Below are 16068 nucleotides of genomic sequence, written 5' to 3' on the forward strand. Positions count from 1 at the left end.
CGCGTGCTGCTTCTCGACCGCGCGCGCCGACCCTGCGTGCACCGCCTCGTCGACCCGGCGTTCCAGGTCCGCCAGCTTGCCGGCGGTGGTGTGGATGTTGATCCCGGTCTCGGTAGTCACCCAGCGAATATAACGATGGTTCAGGTGGGTGCCGCTGTGCAGTGCGCCTCACCGCCTTCCGGGCGACCGCCCGCAGCGGGGGCCGTAGGCTGGCGGGATGCCCAGCTCGCCGTACACCAATCTGGACCGCCCGCCGCTGTCGGCGGCCCGGCTGCGGCGCGCGCTCGTCGCCCCGCACGGGCCGTGGCGCCGGCTGGAGCTGCGCGCGGAGACCGGCTCCACCAACGCCGACGCGGTCGAGGCCGCGCGGGCCGGCGAGCCGGAGGGGCTGGTGGTGGTGGCGGAGCGGCAGACCGCCGGCCGCGGCCGGCGCGGCCGGGTCTGGCAGTCGCCGCCCCGGGCCGGCATCGCGACCAGCGTCCTGCTCCGGCCTGGCGAGGCCGTCGCGGAGCGCGACTGGTCCCCCGTGCCATCCCTGCGGTACGGCTGGCTGCCGCTGCTCGCCGGGGTCGCGCTGGTCGAGGCGGTGGCCCGGCTGGCCGAGCTGGACGCCCGCCTGAAATGGCCCAACGACCTGCTCGTCGACGGCGCCAAGTGTGCGGGCGTGCTGGCCGAGGCGGTGCCGGGCGACGCGCCGGACCAGCCGCCCGCGATCGTGGTGGGCATCGGGCTCAACGTGACGCTGCACGCCGACGAGCTGCCGGAGAACCCGACCGGGCTGCCCGCCACCTCGCTCCAGCTCGCCGGGGCCGCCGCCACCGACCGGGACCCGCTGCTGCGCGCCCTGCTCCGCTCCCTCGCCGACTGGTACGACCGCTGGCGTTCGGCCGGCGGCGACGCGGTCGCCAGCGGCCTGCGGGACGCCTACCTGGCCGCCTGCGCCACGGTCGGCCGCCAGGTCCGGGTGCTGCTCCCCGACGGCCGGGAGGTGCACGGCACCGCCACCGGGGTGGACCCGGACGGCCAGCTGCTGGTCGACGGCCCGGCCGGCGAGCTCCGCCTCGCCGCCGGCGACGTGCTGCACGTGCGCTGAGCGGAAGGGCCCTTGCTGCCGCCTCCGGCATAGGAAGGGGCCCTCCCAACACCCGCCGCGCGGCTGATCCCGTGGACGAGCGTCGACCGGTTACGGTCAGCGCGTCCTGTTCTGCGAGGAGGTTCCCGTGGCGTTCCCCGAAGACGTGCTCACCGAGGACGAGCACGTCGTGCTGCACCTGCACCCGCACTGGAAGGCCCTGATCCGGCCGATCCTCGTGCTGGTGCTCACCATCGCGGCGGTGGTCGCGGGCTGGGTCCTGCTGCCCGAGGGCGACGGCGGCATGATCGCGCTCTACGTGATCGCCGCCCTCGGCCTGGTGCTGGTGCTCTGGCTGGGCCTGTGGCCGTTCCTGGTCTGGCGCACCACGCACTACCTCTTCACCAACGAGCGGGTGCTGCTGCAGGAGGGGGTTTTCTCCCGCAACCGGCGGGACCTGCCGCTGACTCGGATCAACGACCACTCGATGCACCAGCGTTTCGTGGAGCGGCTGCTCGGCTGCGGCACCCTCACCATCGAGTCGGCCGGTGAGCGCGGCCAGTCGGTGCTCGCCGACGTGCCGCACGTCGACAAGGTGCAGACCAAGCTCTACGAGCTGGTCGAGGCCCACCACGACAAGCACTCGCTGGGTGACGGCGAGATGCGCGAGATCCTGGCCGACATGCGCGAGGGCAAGTCCCTCCGCGACCCGTCCGCCTGACCTTCACCCTGCTGATCAAGAAGTTTGCGCCGGATCCATCGGTGGTCCGGACGCAAACTTCTTGATCAACTCTGCTCGCGGTGCCCGCGGCCGGATCAGCGGCGGGGGCGGCGCGGGGTGGGCTGGAGTTCGGCGGCGAGTTCGGCGTCCAGGTCGGCACCGAGGACCCGGCCGAGCCCGGCATCCGCCGCGGCGGGCCGGCTCTGGGTCGGCGCGTAGTCCGGCCGGTGGTCGGCCGCCCGCGTAGCCCGCGGGGCCGGCCGGGGCTCCGTCTCCTCCAGCTCGCTGACCGACTCGGCCAGCTCCGCCACCGGGTCCATCTCGCCCACGTTGTCCCATTCGTCGCGCGGGATGCTGTGCCAGTTCTCCCTCGCGTGCTGCGGAGCCGGCTGGAAGACGAACGTCCGGTACGACCAGAACCGGAACATGGTGGCGAGCAGGACACCGCCGGTCTTCGCGACGTTCAGCATGAGCAGGCTGGTCACGCCGAAGCCGTACTTCGCGGCCGCCAGTACGCCGAGTTCGATGAGCAGGCCGGTGGCGTTGAACAGGAAGAACAGGACGTATTCGCGGCGTAGGGCCGACTTCGGTCGATCCCGGTACGTCCAGTGCCGGTTCATCAGATAAGACGTGATCGTCGCGACGATGGTGGCCACTACCGTCGCCTTGAGCTGGCCGTCGCGGAAAACCGTGAGTGCCAGCGCGTTGAACACCGCGTAATTGATGACGGTGTTGATGCCGCCGACGATGCCGAACTTGAGCGCCTCGTGGATGAACTTCCGCCAGCGCTCGGGCAGCAGACGGACTCCAGGCATGCGAAACACCTTAGGGCAGCGGGCAGGGCCGGCTCGGCCCGGCGGGACGGGATGGGCGCTGAGTCACGCCCCTGACTCTCGGTCGTGGCTCGTTGCCGGAACGGGAGGAGTTCCCGCTTCCACGAAAACGAACCGCCGGTACGACCAGAATCGGAACAGCGTCCCGAGGCCGGTGCCGACGATGAAGCTGGCGATGTTGTCGGCCAGTGGGGTCTGGAACACGTGGGGCCAGAGGGCGCCCAGCCCGTAGCGACTGATCGCGAGGCAGCCCACGGCGATGCCGAGGCCGACGCCGTTGAAGAAGAAGAACAGCGCGTACTCCCGGGCCGGGTGGTTGCGCTGGCGGTGCCGCCAGGTCCAGAACCGGTTACCGAGGAACGCCATGGTCGCGGCCACCACGGTGGAGATGGTCTTCGCCATCACCGGCGGCTCGTGCTGGACGCTGGCCAGGTAGTTGAAGAGCGCGAAGTCGACGAGGAAGGCGAGCCCGCCAACCGTGGCGAACTTGCTCAGCTCACGGACGAGGTGACCGAAACGGTCGATCAGCGCCCCGAGCAGACCTCGACGGGTCTGCGGAGCCCCCGGCTGGTCCCCGGTCATCGTCGTGGCCACCCGCCGAGAGTACCGGTTGGGCGTACCTGGACGGGGTAGCAACGGCGAGCGGGCGGCACCCGGGTCAGGCGTGCCGCCGAGGGCCGGGAAGTCTGCCTGCGGGACGTTGTGTTCACGCCGCCCCGCCTCCCCGCCCGTTCCCGCCTTTGTGAACGGAGCGTAACGGGCTGTCGCCGAATTGTGGACCGGATCACGGAAGTCACGGTTGGTGGGATGGAAGGTCGCGACGGGTCGCTCCGCCAGCGTCCGGCGAAGGTTCTTCACAAGATTTGCGTGAAACTGCGCGCGAAAGCGGGTATCAGATCGCGATGCCGCAGCGTGGCCGTACCTTGTGCAGTTCTTCACAACAAGTCCCACTGACTCGCGACGCAGGCCGGTTTACGCTGAGGCCAATCCCAGGTTTCCACGAAGGCGACGCGCCAGCGCGCCAGAACTCGTGCATCCAATACATCGGTCAGCGTCGACCACAAGGAGATGTGACATGGTTGCTCCGGCTACTGTTCGGGGTATCGATCAGGCCCCGACGTCCCACCCCAAACTGCTTGCCTGGGTACGTGAGGTCGCGGAACTGACCACGCCCGATCGGGTGGTCTGGGTGGACGGGTCCGATGAGGAGTGGCGCCGCCTCACCGACGAACTCGTCGAGAACGGCACCCTGATCCGGCTGAACCCCGAGAAGAAGCCCAACTCGTTCTACGCGCGTACGGACCCGACGGACGTCGCGCGGGTCGAGGAGCGCACCTTCATCTGCTCGGTTGACGAGGCGGACGCCGGCCCCACCAACAACTGGATGGCGCCGTCCGAGATGAAGCGCACCATGACCGACCTTTACCGCGGTTCGATGCGCGGCCGGACGATGTACGTCATCCCGTTCGTGATGGGTCCGGTCGAGGCGAAGAACCCCATGTTCGGCGTCGAGATCACCGACAGCGGGTACGTGGTCGCCTCGATGCGGATCATGACGCGGATGGGTGCCAAGGTCCTGGAGGCGATGGGCGACGACGCCGACTTCGTGCACGCGCTGCACTCCATCGGCGCCCCGCTCGCCCCCGGCCAGCAGGACGTGCCGTGGCCGTGCAACGACACGAAGTACATCTCGCACTTCCCGGAGACCCGGGAGATCTGGTCCTTCGGCTCCGGCTACGGCGGCAACTCGCTGCTCGGCAAGAAGTGCTACTCGCTGCGGATCGCCAGCGTGATGGGCCGCGACGAGGGCTGGCTCGCCGAGCACATGCTGATCCTCAAGATCACCTCGCCCGAGGGGCGCGTCTACCACGTCGCCGGCGCGTTCCCGTCGGCGTGCGGCAAGACCAACCTCGCCATGCTGGAGCCGACCATCCCGGGCTGGAAGGTCGAGACCATCGGCGACGACATCGCCTGGATGCGATTCGGCCCGGACGGCCGCCTCTACGCGATCAACCCGGAGTTCGGCCTCTTCGGCGTCGCGCCCGGCACCGACTGGAAGACCAACGCCAACGCGATGCGGACGCTGGACCGCGGCAACTCGGTCTTCACCAACGTCGCCCTGACCGACGACGGTGACATCTGGTGGGAGGGCATGGGTGAGCCGCCGGCGCACCTGATCGACTGGAAGGGCAACGACTGGACGCCGGAGAGCGACAACCTCTCCTCGCACGCCAACAGCCGGTTCTGCACCCCGATCACGCAGTGCCCGATCCTGGCCGAGGACTACTACGACCCGAACGGGGTGCCGATCGACGCCATCCTGTTCGGCGGCCGACGCCGGGACACCGTCCCGCTGGTCACCGAGGCCCGCGACTGGGTGCACGGTGTCTACATGGGCGCCACGCTCTCCTCGGAGACCACCGCAGCGGCCTCCGGCGCGGTCGGTGTGGTCCGCCGCGACCCGATGGCCATGCTGCCGTTCATCGGCTACAACGCCGGTGACTACTTCCGGCACTGGATCGAGATGGGCAAGGGCGTCGACGGCGACGAGTCGAAGCTGCCCAAGATCTACTACGTCAACTGGTTCCGCAAGGACCCCGAGGGCAACTTCCTCTGGCCGGGCTTCGGCGAGAACTCCCGGGTGCTCAAGTGGATCATCGAGCGGATCGAGGGCCGCGCCGAGGCGGTCGAGACCCCGATCGGCATGGTCCCGGCCCTGGACGCGCTCGACGTCGAGGGTCTGGACATGACCCCGGAGGACGTCCGGATCGCCATGAAGGTCGACCCGGAGGAGTGGCGCAACGAGCTGCCGCTGGTCACCGAGTGGTTCGAGAAGTTCGGGGACAAGCTCCCCGGTGTCCTCTGGGCCGAACTGGACGCGCTGCGCGCCCGGCTCGACGCGGAGCAGCCCCAGCGATAGGTGTGCCGGTTGCCCGCACCGGGCAACATCGGATGCCATGAGGACGGCCGCCGCGACCATCGAGGTCCGGCGGCCGTCCGCCGTCCGGGCGCTGACCCTGCTGCTCGGCGTCACGGCGGCGGCCACCGTCGTGGTCGAGCTGCTCAACTGGTGGTACGCCCCGGGGCAGGAGTTCGGGCTCGCCGTACGGACCGGCTGGGCGATGCTCCGCTCGCTGGGCTTCCTGGTGCTGATCGGGCACGTGAACCGGGGCCGTGCCGTGGCGAAGCCGCTGGGGCTGATCCTCGCGGTGACCACGGTCTTCGCGGTGGGGCGGCTGGTCGTCCCCCGGGCGGGGGTGCCGCCGCTGCCCGGCCTGCTCGGCTTCGGGCTGCTCACCGGCCTCTGCGTGGCGGTGGTCGGGCTGCTCTACCGGTCGGACGTGGTCGGCGGCCACCTGGTCCGGCACCGCAAGGGCCTGGTCATCTCCGGTGGCAGGCTCTCCTGGCGGGAGGTCGCGCCGAAGCGCCCGGCGGTGACCGGGTGGCTGCTCACCGCCCGGGCCGCCGCGTTCACGTACAGCCCGCTGGTGCTGGTCCCGGCGCTGGTCGCGGGCGGGTCCATCCTGGACGGCCGGCTGAGCTCCGTACCCGCGGTGCTGTTCTGGTTCGCGGCCGGCATCGCGGTCAGCTACCTGGTGCTCTTCTGCACCGCGTTCCTGCTGCGCGGCCGGAGCTGGGCCCGGAAGCTACTGGTCGCGATCACCCTCGGCACGCTCGCCGTCGACCTGCCGCTGTGCTGGTGGCTCCTCGGCCTGGACGGCCTCGTCCGCGACGGCGCCCCCCTGCTGGCCGCCGCCGCCCTGGCCCTCTACTCCCTCCACCGCACCCACCCCACCCCCACCGGTTGATCAAGAGGTTTGCGCCCGGATCTGGCCGGACGGCGCCGCAAAGTTCTTGATCAACGCCGATGGGGGTCCTGGCGGGGCCGGCGGGGGGAGGATGGGTGGGTGGGTGAGGAGTGGGACGTGATCGTGGTGGGGGCGGGGCCGGCGGGGTCGGCCGCGGCGCTGTCCGCGCGGCGGGCCGGGGCCCGGGTGCTGCTGCTGGACCGGTACGACTTCCCCCGCGACAAGGCGTGCGGCGACGGCATCGCGGCGCACGCGCTGGACGTCCTCGCCGAGCTGGGCGTGACCGGGGCGGTCGACGGGTACGCCCCGCTGCCCGTGCTACGTCTCGTCGGGCCCGGCGGCGGCACGGTGGCGCGGGAGCTGCCCCGGCCCGCGTACACGGTGCCCCGGGCGGTGTTCGACGCGCGGCTGGTGGCCGCGGCGGTCGCGGCCGGGGCGGAGCTGCGCCGGCACGCCGTACGCCGGGTCGACCTGCGTGCCGACCGGGTGGTGTTCGACGGCGAGTTGGCCGGGCGGGCCGTGGTGGGGGCGGACGGCGCCGGCTCGGTGCTCCGCCGGGCGCTCGGCCACCCGGTGAACCCGGACCGCCACCTCGCGCTCGCCATCCGTGGCTACGCCCCGGCGCTGCCCGGGCCGCCCGAGCAGCTCATCGTCACCTCGGCCCCGCGCTGGCCGGCGTACGCCTGGTCCTTTCCGATCGGCGACGGCCGGGCGAACGTCGGGTACGGCGAGGTGCTGCGCGGCGAGCCGTTGACCCGGACGCACCTGCTGGACCGCCTGGCCGCCCTGCTGCCCGGCACCGACCCTGCCACGGTCACCGAGTTGCGGGCCCATCACCTGCCGCTCTCCACGCACCGGCCGGCGCCGGGGCGGGGTCGGGTGGTGCTGGCCGGCGACGCGCTCTCGCTGATCAATCCGTTCACCGGCGAGGGCATCTTCTACGCGCTGCGCTCCGGCGCGCTGGCCGGCGCGGCGGCGGCCGGCAGCCCGGCGCGGGCGGCCCGCCGGTACGCCGACACCCTCCGCGGCCGGCTCGGCACACATCTGCGGCACAGCTCGGTGGCGGCCTGGCTGGCCCGACGGCGCCAGGTGGTGGACGCGGCGGTCGGTGCGGCCCGGCGGGACGGCCGGGTCTACCGGACCGTGGTGGAGCTGGGGCTGGGTGACGGACGTCTCGACGCCCGCACCCTGGCCATGATCGGCATCGGTCTCACCAACCGAGACCAGCCACCGCGACACTGATCTTCAACCTGGGTCGCTACCCTGCAAGGTGATGACTCTGCGGAAACTCCTCTACTCCGTGTACGAGCGCCGGCTGACGGCGAGGCTCGCGGGCAAGCCGGTGCCCCGGCACGTCGGCGTGATGTGCGACGGCAACCGCAGATGGGCCCGGGAGATGGGCTTCGTCGATCCGAACGACGGCCACCGGATGGGCGCGGAGCGGATCAAGGAGCTGCTGCGCTGGTGCGACGCGGCCGGCGTCGGGCACGTGACCCTCTGGCTGCTCTCCACCGACAATCTCTCCCGACCGGCCACCGAGCTGGATCCGCTGCTCCAGATCATCGAGGACCTCACCACCGAGCTGGCCGAGGAGGGCAACCCCTGGCGGCTGCGCATGGTGGGCGCCCTCGACGTGCTGCCCGCGCACCACGCCGCCGCGCTCAAGGCCGCCGCGGAGCGCACCCGGGACCGCAGCGGCGGGGCGCAGGTCAACATCGCCGTCGGGTACGGCGGGCGGCGCGAGATCGCGGACGCGGTCCGCTCGCTGCTGCTGGAGCACGCGGCCAACGGCGGGACCATCGAGGAGCTGGCCGGCTCGATCGACGTCGACCTGATCTCCGAGCACCTCTACACCAAGGGCCTGCCGGACCCGGATCTGATCATCCGGACCAGCGGCGAGCAGCGCCTGTCCGGCTTCATGCTCTGGCAGTCGGCCCACTCGGAGTTCTACTTCTGCGAGCTCAACTGGCCCGACTTCCGGCGGGTCGACTTCCTCCGGGCCCTGCGCTCGTACGCCACCCGCCAGCGCCGCTACGGCGTCTGACCGCGGCGCGATCGCCCGGCCACCGGCCCGTGGAGCGGTCAGCGCAGCCGGGACAGGGCCGTGCTGAGGAAGTCGGCGAGGGCGGCGGGCGACTCCAGGGTGAGGTCGGCGGCGTCGGCGACCTCGTGCCCGGTCTCCGGGTTGGCGACGGCCACGCAGACGCCGATGAAGTCCGGATCGGCGGCGGCGCGGGCGCGTAGCGCGGCGAACGCCTTGAGGTCGGAGACGTCGTCACCGAAGTACCAGGCGCCGGCGGTGTCCCGAACCGCCTCACCGATGACCATGCCCTTGTCCCGGTCGACCGGGGGCTTCAGTTCCAGCACCATGCGTCCGGCCTGGCAGCGCAGGCCCAGTCGCTCGGCCCGGGCCCGGCCCCATTCCTGGACCAGGTCGCCGAGCTGCGGAGCGGTGCGCCAGTGCAGGGCGACCGAGAGCCGCTTGAACTCCACGAGGGCGCCGGGCGGCAGTTCCGCGCGCGCCTGCTCGGCCAGTTCCGCCATGGTCGGCACCCAGGGCAGGGCGGCCGGCTCGGTCACGGTCTCCCCGCCGGAGTGGCTGTGCTCCAGCCCGTAGAGCCCGTAGAGGTCGATGCCCTCGAGGCCGCCGAGCTGGTCGCGAAGGAACTCGACCGGGCGGGCGGAGACGATGGCGATCCGGCGTACGTGCGGGGCGAGCGCCTCCAGGGCGGCGAGCACCTTCGGCGCGGGCCGTACGGCGGTGGGATCGTCGTCGACCGGCGCCAGGGTGCCGTCGAAGTCGAAGAAGAACACCACGTCGGCGGCACGGGTGGCGGTGGCCCGCCAGGCGTGCTCCACGTCCAACGGGGTCTTCGGCTGCTGGTTGCCCAGGTTCAACGGCGGCACGCGCGACAGCGTACCCCGGTCACGGCGGCATATTCGTGGCCGAGATGTGACGTTCGGGCGACGTGGATCAGCGTTCGGCGGCTCCCCGCCCCCGGCGCCCGAACGGCACCACGGCCGCCTCCGGGCCGTGGCTCAGCAGGTAGCCCTCCACGAAGCCGGTGTTCCGGTCGCCGGTGTGCGCCTCGATCTCGTTGAGCCGCGCCACCAGGAACTCGGTCAGCGCGCTGACCCGGTCGTTGAGCCGGTCGTGCAGCTCGGCGAGGACGGCGAGGACCACCGCGGTGCCGGCCGTGATGAGCGCGAAGAGGTTGACGATCAGCGGAAGCTCCCCGCCGTTCAGTACGCCCACCACCACGTTGCCGGTCACGCACGATGTCACCGACACCACCGCGACCACGACTGCCAACCATTTCAGGGTCATGGACAGACCCCTCCTTCTGTCCCGCAGGGCTGGGTTCGGCCTTGTCCCGTCCCCCCGCCGACGACGAGCCCCAGCAGTACGAATAGGGACGCTAGCGTGCCCGTTCCGCCCGCGGGGCGAAACGAACGGGTCTGACCTTCGGTTCTTTCGCCATCTGAGGAACTACCCCGCCTGTTTACCGCTATTTCGGAGATTGACCGGGAGGGTTGGCCGATAAGCGAGGTAGCGAATGGTTTCTCGAATATGGAATTTCTCCGCGTCCGACACGTTCGGGTCGACCAGTCGGCGGAGCAGTGCCTCGACGTCGGGGTCCATCGGCGGCGGGGTGGCGGCGGCGCGCGGGGTGGCGGCGCGGTCCCAGCCCAGGGCGGTGAAGGCGGCTGCCGGGTTGAGGCCCAAGCCCTCGCAGAAGGCGACCACCCGTTCCGCCTCGGGGTCGCTGGCCCAGTCGCCGCGTACCCAACGGTTGATGGTCTGCCGGGAGACCCCGGTGCGCCGGGAGACCTCGGTGCCGCTCCAGGCCCGCATGGCCCGCGCGTCGTCCAGCGCGCGGCGGACGAAGGTGGCGAAGGCGATCTTCCGGGCGTTGGCGGTCTCGGTCACTCCGTGACGGTACGACCCGTCGGCCTCGCGGGCGCGTCCCGGCACGCTGCTGTCACGCTGACGTGACGAGGTTCTCGGATTTCCGGTAAACGATCCAGTGCTGCTCCTGAGGGGTGTCACCCGGGCAGAATAGAAGGACCCCAGGACGGCGGTAAACAGACGAAAAGCTGATACTGTCACGCTCATGAGACAACTTACGGTGTGTCACGTGCATGAGACGATTAGTGCTCACATGCGTCACTCCGCGGGTGACGAGGGGGTCTCGTGACCGAGCTCGCGACCCGTGCCCAGGCCTTCGGCCTGATCGCGGACGGCGTGGCCGCCGGGCTGAGCGCGCCGTGGCGCCTATACCTCGCCCGGGGCTGCCGGTACCTCTCTCTCAGTGTCGGTGACCGGGACGAGTGGAACGCCTGGCGGACCCACCTCGGCTGTCCGGAGTTGAGCGTCCGGGTCTACGACGCCGGTGGGGAGATCCGGCGCTCCTCGGTGGCCGAGGTGATCCTGGACGGCTGCCGGATCAGCGTCGAGCTGGTCGAGGAGGTCAGCACCGCCGACCTGGAGCGGCTGCTGGTCGTCGACCCCGAGGTCGAGCCGGAGGAGCGATGACCCGGCGGGCCGACCTGGAGCGGCGACTCCCGCCCGACACGTCCGGCGCCGCGCCACGAGTTGTCGACCCGACCTCTTCGGGAGTGACCGGATGAGCCCGTTCCTCGCCGTCGTGCTCGTACTCGTGCTCGGGTCGACCTGCTACGCGGCAGGTCGGCTGCACGGCCAGCTCAGCTACCGGATCGGCTACCGGTTCGGCTACCGGCAGGGATACTTCGACGGCGACCGGGGCGCCTGGCACCGGCGGCGCCGCGACGCGCAGGCCGCGATCGCCCCGGCACTGGCCGGTCCGGTGCCGACGTCGGTGACCACCTCGGCCACCCGCGCCGCGGCCCCGTTCGCCGGCACGGTCGCCCCCGCCGCGGTCACCGCGCGGGCGACCTCCAGCCCGGCCCTGCGGGCCACCGCGACCGCCCAGCTCGGCGGGCTCGCCACCCGGCAGGGCACCACGTACACCGGGTCCTCGTTCAGCGCCTCCGTCGCCGGCGGGCGGCCGACCGGGACCCTCGTCCGCCAGCAGGGCTGAGCCCCGCCCCAGAGCACGGTGTGTCGTCCGCGGCGGACGCGCACCGTCGGGGCCACGTCAGACCGGTGACGGTGGCTCCGCCGGCCGGGATGCGCGCAGGGGGCATGCATCCCGGCCGGTTCCGCCGTGCGCCGTTCATCTCCCGGTCAGGTGAGATCCATCCGCACCACTAGCCGACGGGCTCAGGTGCCATTAGCGTCTAAGCATGGCGCGGGGTTTTCCCGGGCCAGCCGGAGAGCCCGGACCTGCGACCTCGCGCACGGGGCCCGCATCCGACCCCGTGTCCACCGGGCACCGGACGAGGCGGAATACGGGTGGCCGGGTGCCCATCCGCGGAGCAGGCCTGTGACGACTCGCCGTACCCCCGCCGGTGCCGACCAGACCCCGGCCGCGACTGCCACCACCCGCCGGACCACCCGCAGCCGCCGGGCGGCGGCAGCCGCGCCGGCCGGCACCGAGGAGCCCCGACCAGCCGGTCCGGCCTTCGTCCTGGACACCTCGGTCCTCCTCTCCGATCCCGCGGCGTTCCACCGCTTCGCCGAGCACGAGGTGGTGCTGCCGCTGGTGGTCATCTCCGAGTTGGAGGGCAAGCGGCACCACCCCGAGCTGGGCTGGTTCGCCCGCCGGTCGCTGCGCATGCTGGACGAGCTGCGGGTGAAGCACGGCCGGCTGGACCGGCCGGTGCCCGCCAACGACCAGGGCGGCACCCTCCGGGTGGAGCTGAACCACACCGACGACGGGGTGCTGCCGCCCGGCTTCCGGAACGAGTCGAACGATGCCCGGATCCTCTCTGTGGCGCTCAACCTCGCCGCCGAGGGGCGGGAGGTCACCCTGGTCAGCAAGGACATGCCGCTGCGGGTGAAGGCGGCCTCGGTCGGGCTGCGGGCCGACGAGTACCGGCACGGCCAGGCCAGCGACCCGACCTGGACCGGGATGGCCGAGCTGGACCTGGCCGAGGAGGAGATCGCCCGGCTGTACGCGGGGGAGACGCTGGACGTCGACGCGGCCGGCGATCTGCCCTGCCACACCGGGTTGGTGCTGCACTCGACGCGCGGCTCGGCGCTCGGCCGGGTGCGGCCCGACAAGACCGTCCGGCTGGTCCGCGGCGACCGGGAGGCGTTCGGCGTGCACGGCCGCTCGGCGGAGCAGCGGATCGCGCTCGACCTGCTGCTGGACGAGTCGATCGGCATCGTCTCGCTGGGTGGCCGGGCCGGCACCGGCAAGTCCGCGCTGGCGCTCTGCGCCGGCCTGGAGGCGGTGATGGAGCGTCGCCGGCACAAGAAGGTGATCGTCTTCCGCCCGCTCTACGCGGTCGGCGGCCAGGAGCTCGGATATCTGCCCGGCTCGGAGTCGGAGAAGATGTCGCCCTGGGCGCAGGCGGTCTTCGACACGCTCGGCGCGGTGGTGCATGAGAACGTGCTTGAGGAGGTCACCTCGCGGGGTCTGCTGGAGGTGCTGCCGCTGACCCACATCCGCGGTCGCAGCCTGCACGACGCCTTCGTCATCGTGGACGAGGCGCAGTCGTTGGAGCGGGGCGTGCTGCTCACCGTGCTGTCCCGGATCGGTCAGGGGTCCCGGGTGGTGCTCACCCACGACGTGGCCCAGCGGGACAACCTCCGGGTGGGGCGGCATGACGGGGTGACCGCGGTGATCGAGGCGTTGAAGGGTCATCCCCTCTTCGCGCACGTCACCCTCAGCCGTTCGGAGCGTTCTCCGATCGCCGCGATGGTCACGGATCTGTTGGAGGACATTCCCCTCTGAGGCCGATCAGCCGGCATCTTCGTCCCTGTTTGACGGCGTTCACATTGTGGTGCAGATCACAATTGGCCGTCTTCATTTCCCATCAGCCTCACCGTGCGCAATGGTGTCCAACGAGCGCTCATGTACCGGGAGCATCGTCGAGCATCGTTCGCCACGGACGGCGGAGAGCCACGAACGCCGGTGCGTCGGCTGCGACCGCGGGGTCGGGGCGCTCGCGACGCCGGCGCGGCCCACCGACGGCCACGCGTCGCGTCGCGTCCTTGCCCCCGACGAAGGGACACTTCGTGAGTCGGCTGTGGAGCCGGTTCGGTGCCCGTACGGCCGCTGTCGCGCTGCTCTCCGTGGGCGTTGCTGGCGGCTTCTACCTGGGCGAAGACCGACAGGCCCAGCAAGAGGGTCTGACTGCGCAGGCCGGCCTGGAGGTCGACCAGGCGGAGTACGCGTACCAGCGCGAGCGGCAGGCGGACCACCGCCTGGAGTCGGCCCGGCAGCGGGCCGCCGAGTACCAGGCGAAGCTGCAGGCGGCGGCGGCCGCCAAGGAGGCCGCCCGGCGGGCCCGGGAGGCCGAGGCGGCCGCCGCGTCCCGGAAGAAGGCACGCGAGGCGGCGGCCGCGACCAAGCCGTACGACGGGCCGATCCCGGCCTCCTGCGAGGAGTACAGCGGCAACCGGGCCATCGGTTGCGCCATCATGCTGCAGGAGGGCTTCGGCATCGACCAGTTCCCGTGCCTGGACAGGCTCTGGACCAAGGAGAGCGGCTGGAACCACAAGGCCTACAACGAGGGGTCCGGCGCGTACGGGATCCCGCAGGCCCTGCCCGGCAGCAAGATGGGCTCGGTCGCGGCCGACTGGAAGACCAACCCGGCCACCCAGATCAAGTGGGGCCTCGGCTACATCGAGGGCCGGTACAACAACCCGTGCGGTGCCTGGCAGCACTCGCAGAACAAGGGCTGGTACTGATCGGACGGTGACGACGGCGGGGTGGGCGGGCATCCATCCCGCCGTCGTCATGTCGGGGCGTGCCGGGGCGCTCGGGTGGCGGCCGGCCGGGATTGCTGATAGCTGTTGGTACGTGACCTGGCGCGATGGCTCGACGAGCGACGATCCCCGACGGTTCGGCACCGAGGCGTTCTACGCCGCACTGGGCCGGGCCTTCGTGGCCATGTGCGCGGTCGTGCCGGTGCTGTTCCTCATCGAGGCGCTCGACGTCGGCCTGCACGCCAACCTCGACGTCACCGCCGGGATCATCCCGCACCGGATCCAGGGGCTCGACGGGGTGTTCTTCTCGCCGTTCCTGCACGCCGACTTCAACCACCTCTACAGCAACAGCATCCCGCTGATCCTGCTCGGCACGTTCGTGCTGGCCGCCGGCACCCACCGGTTCCTCTGGTCCACTCTGGTGATCATCCTGGTCAGCGGCCTGGGCGTGTGGTTCACCGGCTCCCCGAACTCGGTGGTGGTCGGCGCGAGCGGGGTGATCTTCGGCTATCTCGGCATTCTGCTGACCCGCGGCGTCGTGGAGCGGAGCTGGTGGAACCTCGCGGTGGTGCTGCTGGTCGGCCTGCTCTACGGCTGGCAGTTGCTCGGCATCCTCCCCACCGACGAGCTCATCTCCTGGCAGGGGCACCTGTTCGGGCTGCTCGGCGGGGTGGCGGCGGCCATCCTGTTCCGCCGCCGTCGAGCGAACGGACCGGCGGGGGCACGCAGTGAGTCGCCCACGGTGACCCTGCCCTGACCGGGCATCGAGCCGTCGGCGTCAGGTGCTTGCCCGGCGGCACCGGTCCGCCTACCGTCGGGACCAGCACGCGTTGATCCGTGAGCGGGAAGTGACGGTGCGCCATGCGCGAGGTCGATGTCGCCGTGATCGGCGCCGGTCCGGCCGGGCTCTTCGCCGCCTACTACGCCGGGTTCCGCGGGCTCTCCGTGGCGGTGGTCGACGCGCTGCCCGAGCCGGGTGGGCAGGTGACCGCCATGTACCCGGAGAAGCTCATCCTCGACGTCGCCGGGTTCCCCGCCATCAAAGGGCGGGAGCTGGTGGCGAACCTGGTCGCCCAGGCCGCGCCGTTCCATCCCGAATACCTGCTCGGCGCACGGGCGGAGAAGCTGTCGTACCTCGACGGGCGGCCGGTGCTCGGCCTGGCCGGCGGCGAGCAGCTGCGCTGCGGCGCGGTGCTGGTGACCGGCGGCCTGGGCAGTTTCACGCCCCGGCCGCTGCCGGTGGCTGACAGCTTCCTGGGCGGCGGGATCGTCTACTTCGTACCGCAGCCGGCCGAGCTGGCCGGCCGGGACGTGGTCATCGTGGGCGGCGGCGACTCGGCCTTCGACTGGGCGGTGACGCTTGAGCCGATCGCCCGCTCGGTGACGCTGGTGCACCGGCGGGAGAAGTTCCGCGCCCACGCGTCGACCGTCGCCCGGGTGCGGTCGCTGCCCGTCCGGCTGGTGGTCAACGCCGAGGTGACCCGGTTGCACGGCGAGGATCAGGTCACCGGCGTGGAAATCACCGTACGTGGCGGCGGGGTGCAGACCCTGCCGGTGGACACCCTGGTCGCCGCACTCGGCTTCACCGCCGACCTGGGCCCGCTCGCCGAGTGGGGCCTGCGGCTGGACCGGCGGCACATCCTGGTGGACAGCGCGATGGCCACCAACCTGCCGCGGGTCTTCGCGGCCGGGGACATCACCGAGTACCCGGGCAAGGTCCGGCTGATCGCCACCGGCTTCGGCGAGGCGGCCACGGCGGTGAACAACGCCGCGGTGGTCATCGACCCGACGGCCCACCTGTTCCCCGGCCACTCCTCCGACGGCACCTGACC

17 protein-coding genes are annotated in these 16068 nt (G+C 71.6%); 12 read left to right on the forward strand and 5 right to left on the reverse strand.

The window, feature by feature from the left end:
- The first annotated feature begins 217 nt into the window (after window positions 1-217).
- On the forward strand, window positions 218-1093 hold the full coding sequence (locus tag A6A27_RS23450; RefSeq protein WP_073836811.1) for a biotin--[acetyl-CoA-carboxylase] ligase: 876 nt from the start codon (window positions 218-220) through the stop codon (window positions 1091-1093).
- 127 nt (window positions 1094-1220) lie between these two features.
- Entirely contained in the window at window positions 1221-1793 is a 573-nt protein-coding gene (locus tag A6A27_RS23455; protein ID WP_073836812.1) for a PH domain-containing protein, read from the forward strand.
- 95 nt (window positions 1794-1888) lie between these two features.
- On the opposite strand, the gene A6A27_RS23460 is transcribed toward A6A27_RS23455, so the two are convergent.
- Window positions 1889-2608: a GtrA family protein gene (locus A6A27_RS23460; protein WP_073836813.1), complete on the reverse strand. Its 720-nt coding sequence runs from the start codon at window positions 2606-2608 to the stop codon at window positions 1889-1891.
- Between the two features lie 63 nt (window positions 2609-2671).
- A complete protein-coding gene (locus A6A27_RS23465; protein ID WP_073836814.1) occupies window positions 2672-3208 on the reverse strand; it encodes a GtrA family protein in 537 nt (178 codons plus the stop codon).
- A gap of 493 nt (window positions 3209-3701) precedes the next feature.
- Between A6A27_RS23465 and A6A27_RS23470 the strand changes: the two genes are divergently transcribed.
- The 4 genes from A6A27_RS23470 to A6A27_RS23485 all read left to right on the forward strand — a co-directional run bounded on the left by A6A27_RS23470 (window position 3702) and on the right by A6A27_RS23485 (window position 8479).
- Entirely contained in the window at window positions 3702-5546 is a 1845-nt protein-coding gene (locus A6A27_RS23470; protein WP_073836815.1) for a phosphoenolpyruvate carboxykinase (GTP), read from the forward strand.
- 37 nt (window positions 5547-5583) lie between these two features.
- Window positions 5584-6435: a hypothetical protein gene (locus A6A27_RS23475; RefSeq protein WP_073836816.1), complete on the forward strand. Its 852-nt coding sequence runs from the start codon at window positions 5584-5586 to the stop codon at window positions 6433-6435.
- A gap of 99 nt (window positions 6436-6534) precedes the next feature.
- A complete protein-coding gene (locus A6A27_RS23480; RefSeq protein WP_073836817.1) occupies window positions 6535-7677 on the forward strand; it encodes a geranylgeranyl reductase family protein in 1143 nt (380 codons plus the stop codon).
- A gap of 31 nt (window positions 7678-7708) precedes the next feature.
- Window positions 7709-8479 carry an isoprenyl transferase gene (locus A6A27_RS23485; RefSeq protein ID WP_073836818.1) on the forward strand — a complete coding sequence of 257 codons (771 nt, stop codon included), beginning with the start codon at window positions 7709-7711 and terminating at the stop codon, window positions 8477-8479.
- A gap of 38 nt (window positions 8480-8517) precedes the next feature.
- Here A6A27_RS23485 and otsB read toward each other — a convergent pair whose 3' ends face one another.
- The 3 genes from otsB to A6A27_RS23500 all read right to left on the reverse strand — a co-directional run bounded on the left by otsB (window position 8518) and on the right by A6A27_RS23500 (window position 10366).
- Window positions 8518-9342 (reverse strand): trehalose-phosphatase, encoded by an 825-nt coding sequence (gene otsB, locus A6A27_RS23490; protein WP_073836819.1) that lies wholly within the window; start codon window positions 9340-9342, stop codon window positions 8518-8520.
- 67 nt (window positions 9343-9409) lie between these two features.
- Window positions 9410-9763, reverse strand: a complete 354-nt coding sequence (locus A6A27_RS23495) for a hypothetical protein (RefSeq protein ID WP_073836820.1) — start codon at window positions 9761-9763, stop codon at window positions 9410-9412.
- A gap of 162 nt (window positions 9764-9925) precedes the next feature.
- A complete protein-coding gene (locus tag A6A27_RS23500; protein ID WP_073836821.1) occupies window positions 9926-10366 on the reverse strand; it encodes a helix-turn-helix domain-containing protein in 441 nt (146 codons plus the stop codon).
- Window positions 10367-10630: 264 nt separating this feature from the next.
- Here A6A27_RS23500 and A6A27_RS23505 point away from each other — a divergent pair, with 264 nt between their 5' ends.
- The 6 genes from A6A27_RS23505 to A6A27_RS23530 all read left to right on the forward strand — a co-directional run bounded on the left by A6A27_RS23505 (window position 10631) and on the right by A6A27_RS23530 (window position 16066).
- Window positions 10631-10972, forward strand: coding sequence for a hypothetical protein (locus tag A6A27_RS23505; RefSeq protein ID WP_073836822.1), 342 nt, complete (start codon window positions 10631-10633; stop codon window positions 10970-10972).
- Between the two features lie 91 nt (window positions 10973-11063).
- On the forward strand, window positions 11064-11498 hold the full coding sequence (locus A6A27_RS23510) for a hypothetical protein (RefSeq protein ID WP_073836823.1): 435 nt from the start codon (window positions 11064-11066) through the stop codon (window positions 11496-11498).
- A gap of 345 nt (window positions 11499-11843) precedes the next feature.
- Entirely contained in the window at window positions 11844-13259 is a 1416-nt protein-coding gene (locus A6A27_RS23515; protein ID WP_073836824.1) for a PhoH family protein, read from the forward strand.
- 284 nt (window positions 13260-13543) lie between these two features.
- The gene (locus A6A27_RS23520) at window positions 13544-14218 is read left to right on the forward strand and encodes a lytic transglycosylase domain-containing protein (RefSeq protein ID WP_073836825.1); all 675 of its coding nucleotides are present in this window, start codon (window positions 13544-13546) and stop codon (window positions 14216-14218) included.
- 112 nt (window positions 14219-14330) lie between these two features.
- Window positions 14331-14993 (forward strand): rhomboid family intramembrane serine protease, encoded by a 663-nt coding sequence (locus A6A27_RS23525; RefSeq protein ID WP_073836826.1) that lies wholly within the window; start codon window positions 14331-14333, stop codon window positions 14991-14993.
- Between the two features lie 104 nt (window positions 14994-15097).
- Window positions 15098-16066, forward strand: a complete 969-nt coding sequence (locus A6A27_RS23530) for an NAD(P)/FAD-dependent oxidoreductase (protein ID WP_073836827.1) — start codon at window positions 15098-15100, stop codon at window positions 16064-16066.
- The last annotated feature ends 2 nt before the right edge of the window (window positions 16067-16068 follow it).

This window comes from Micromonospora sp. CB01531, from assembly GCF_001905095.1.
Taxonomy (GTDB): Bacteria; Actinomycetota; Actinomycetes; order Mycobacteriales; family Micromonosporaceae; genus Micromonospora.

Coding starts and splice junctions, on each gene's coding strand:
- A6A27_RS23450 (WP_073836811.1), top strand. CDS start 218: ATGCCCAGCTCGCCGTACACCAATCTGGACCGCCCGCCGCTGTCGGCG.
- A6A27_RS23460 (WP_073836813.1), bottom strand. CDS start 2,608: ATGCCTGGAGTCCGTCTGCTGCCCGAGCGCTGGCGGAAGTTCATCCAC.
- A6A27_RS23465 (WP_073836814.1), bottom strand. CDS start 3,208: ATGACCGGGGACCAGCCGGGGGCTCCGCAGACCCGTCGAGGTCTGCTC.
- A6A27_RS23470 (WP_073836815.1), top strand. CDS start 3,702: ATGGTTGCTCCGGCTACTGTTCGGGGTATCGATCAGGCCCCGACGTCC.
- A6A27_RS23475 (WP_073836816.1), top strand. CDS start 5,584: ATGAGGACGGCCGCCGCGACCATCGAGGTCCGGCGGCCGTCCGCCGTC.
- A6A27_RS23485 (WP_073836818.1), top strand. CDS start 7,709: ATGACTCTGCGGAAACTCCTCTACTCCGTGTACGAGCGCCGGCTGACG.
- A6A27_RS23495 (WP_073836820.1), bottom strand. CDS start 9,763: ATGACCCTGAAATGGTTGGCAGTCGTGGTCGCGGTGGTGTCGGTGACA.
- A6A27_RS23510 (WP_073836823.1), top strand. CDS start 11,064: ATGAGCCCGTTCCTCGCCGTCGTGCTCGTACTCGTGCTCGGGTCGACC.
- A6A27_RS23530 (WP_073836827.1), top strand. CDS start 15,098: ATGCGCGAGGTCGATGTCGCCGTGATCGGCGCCGGTCCGGCCGGGCTC.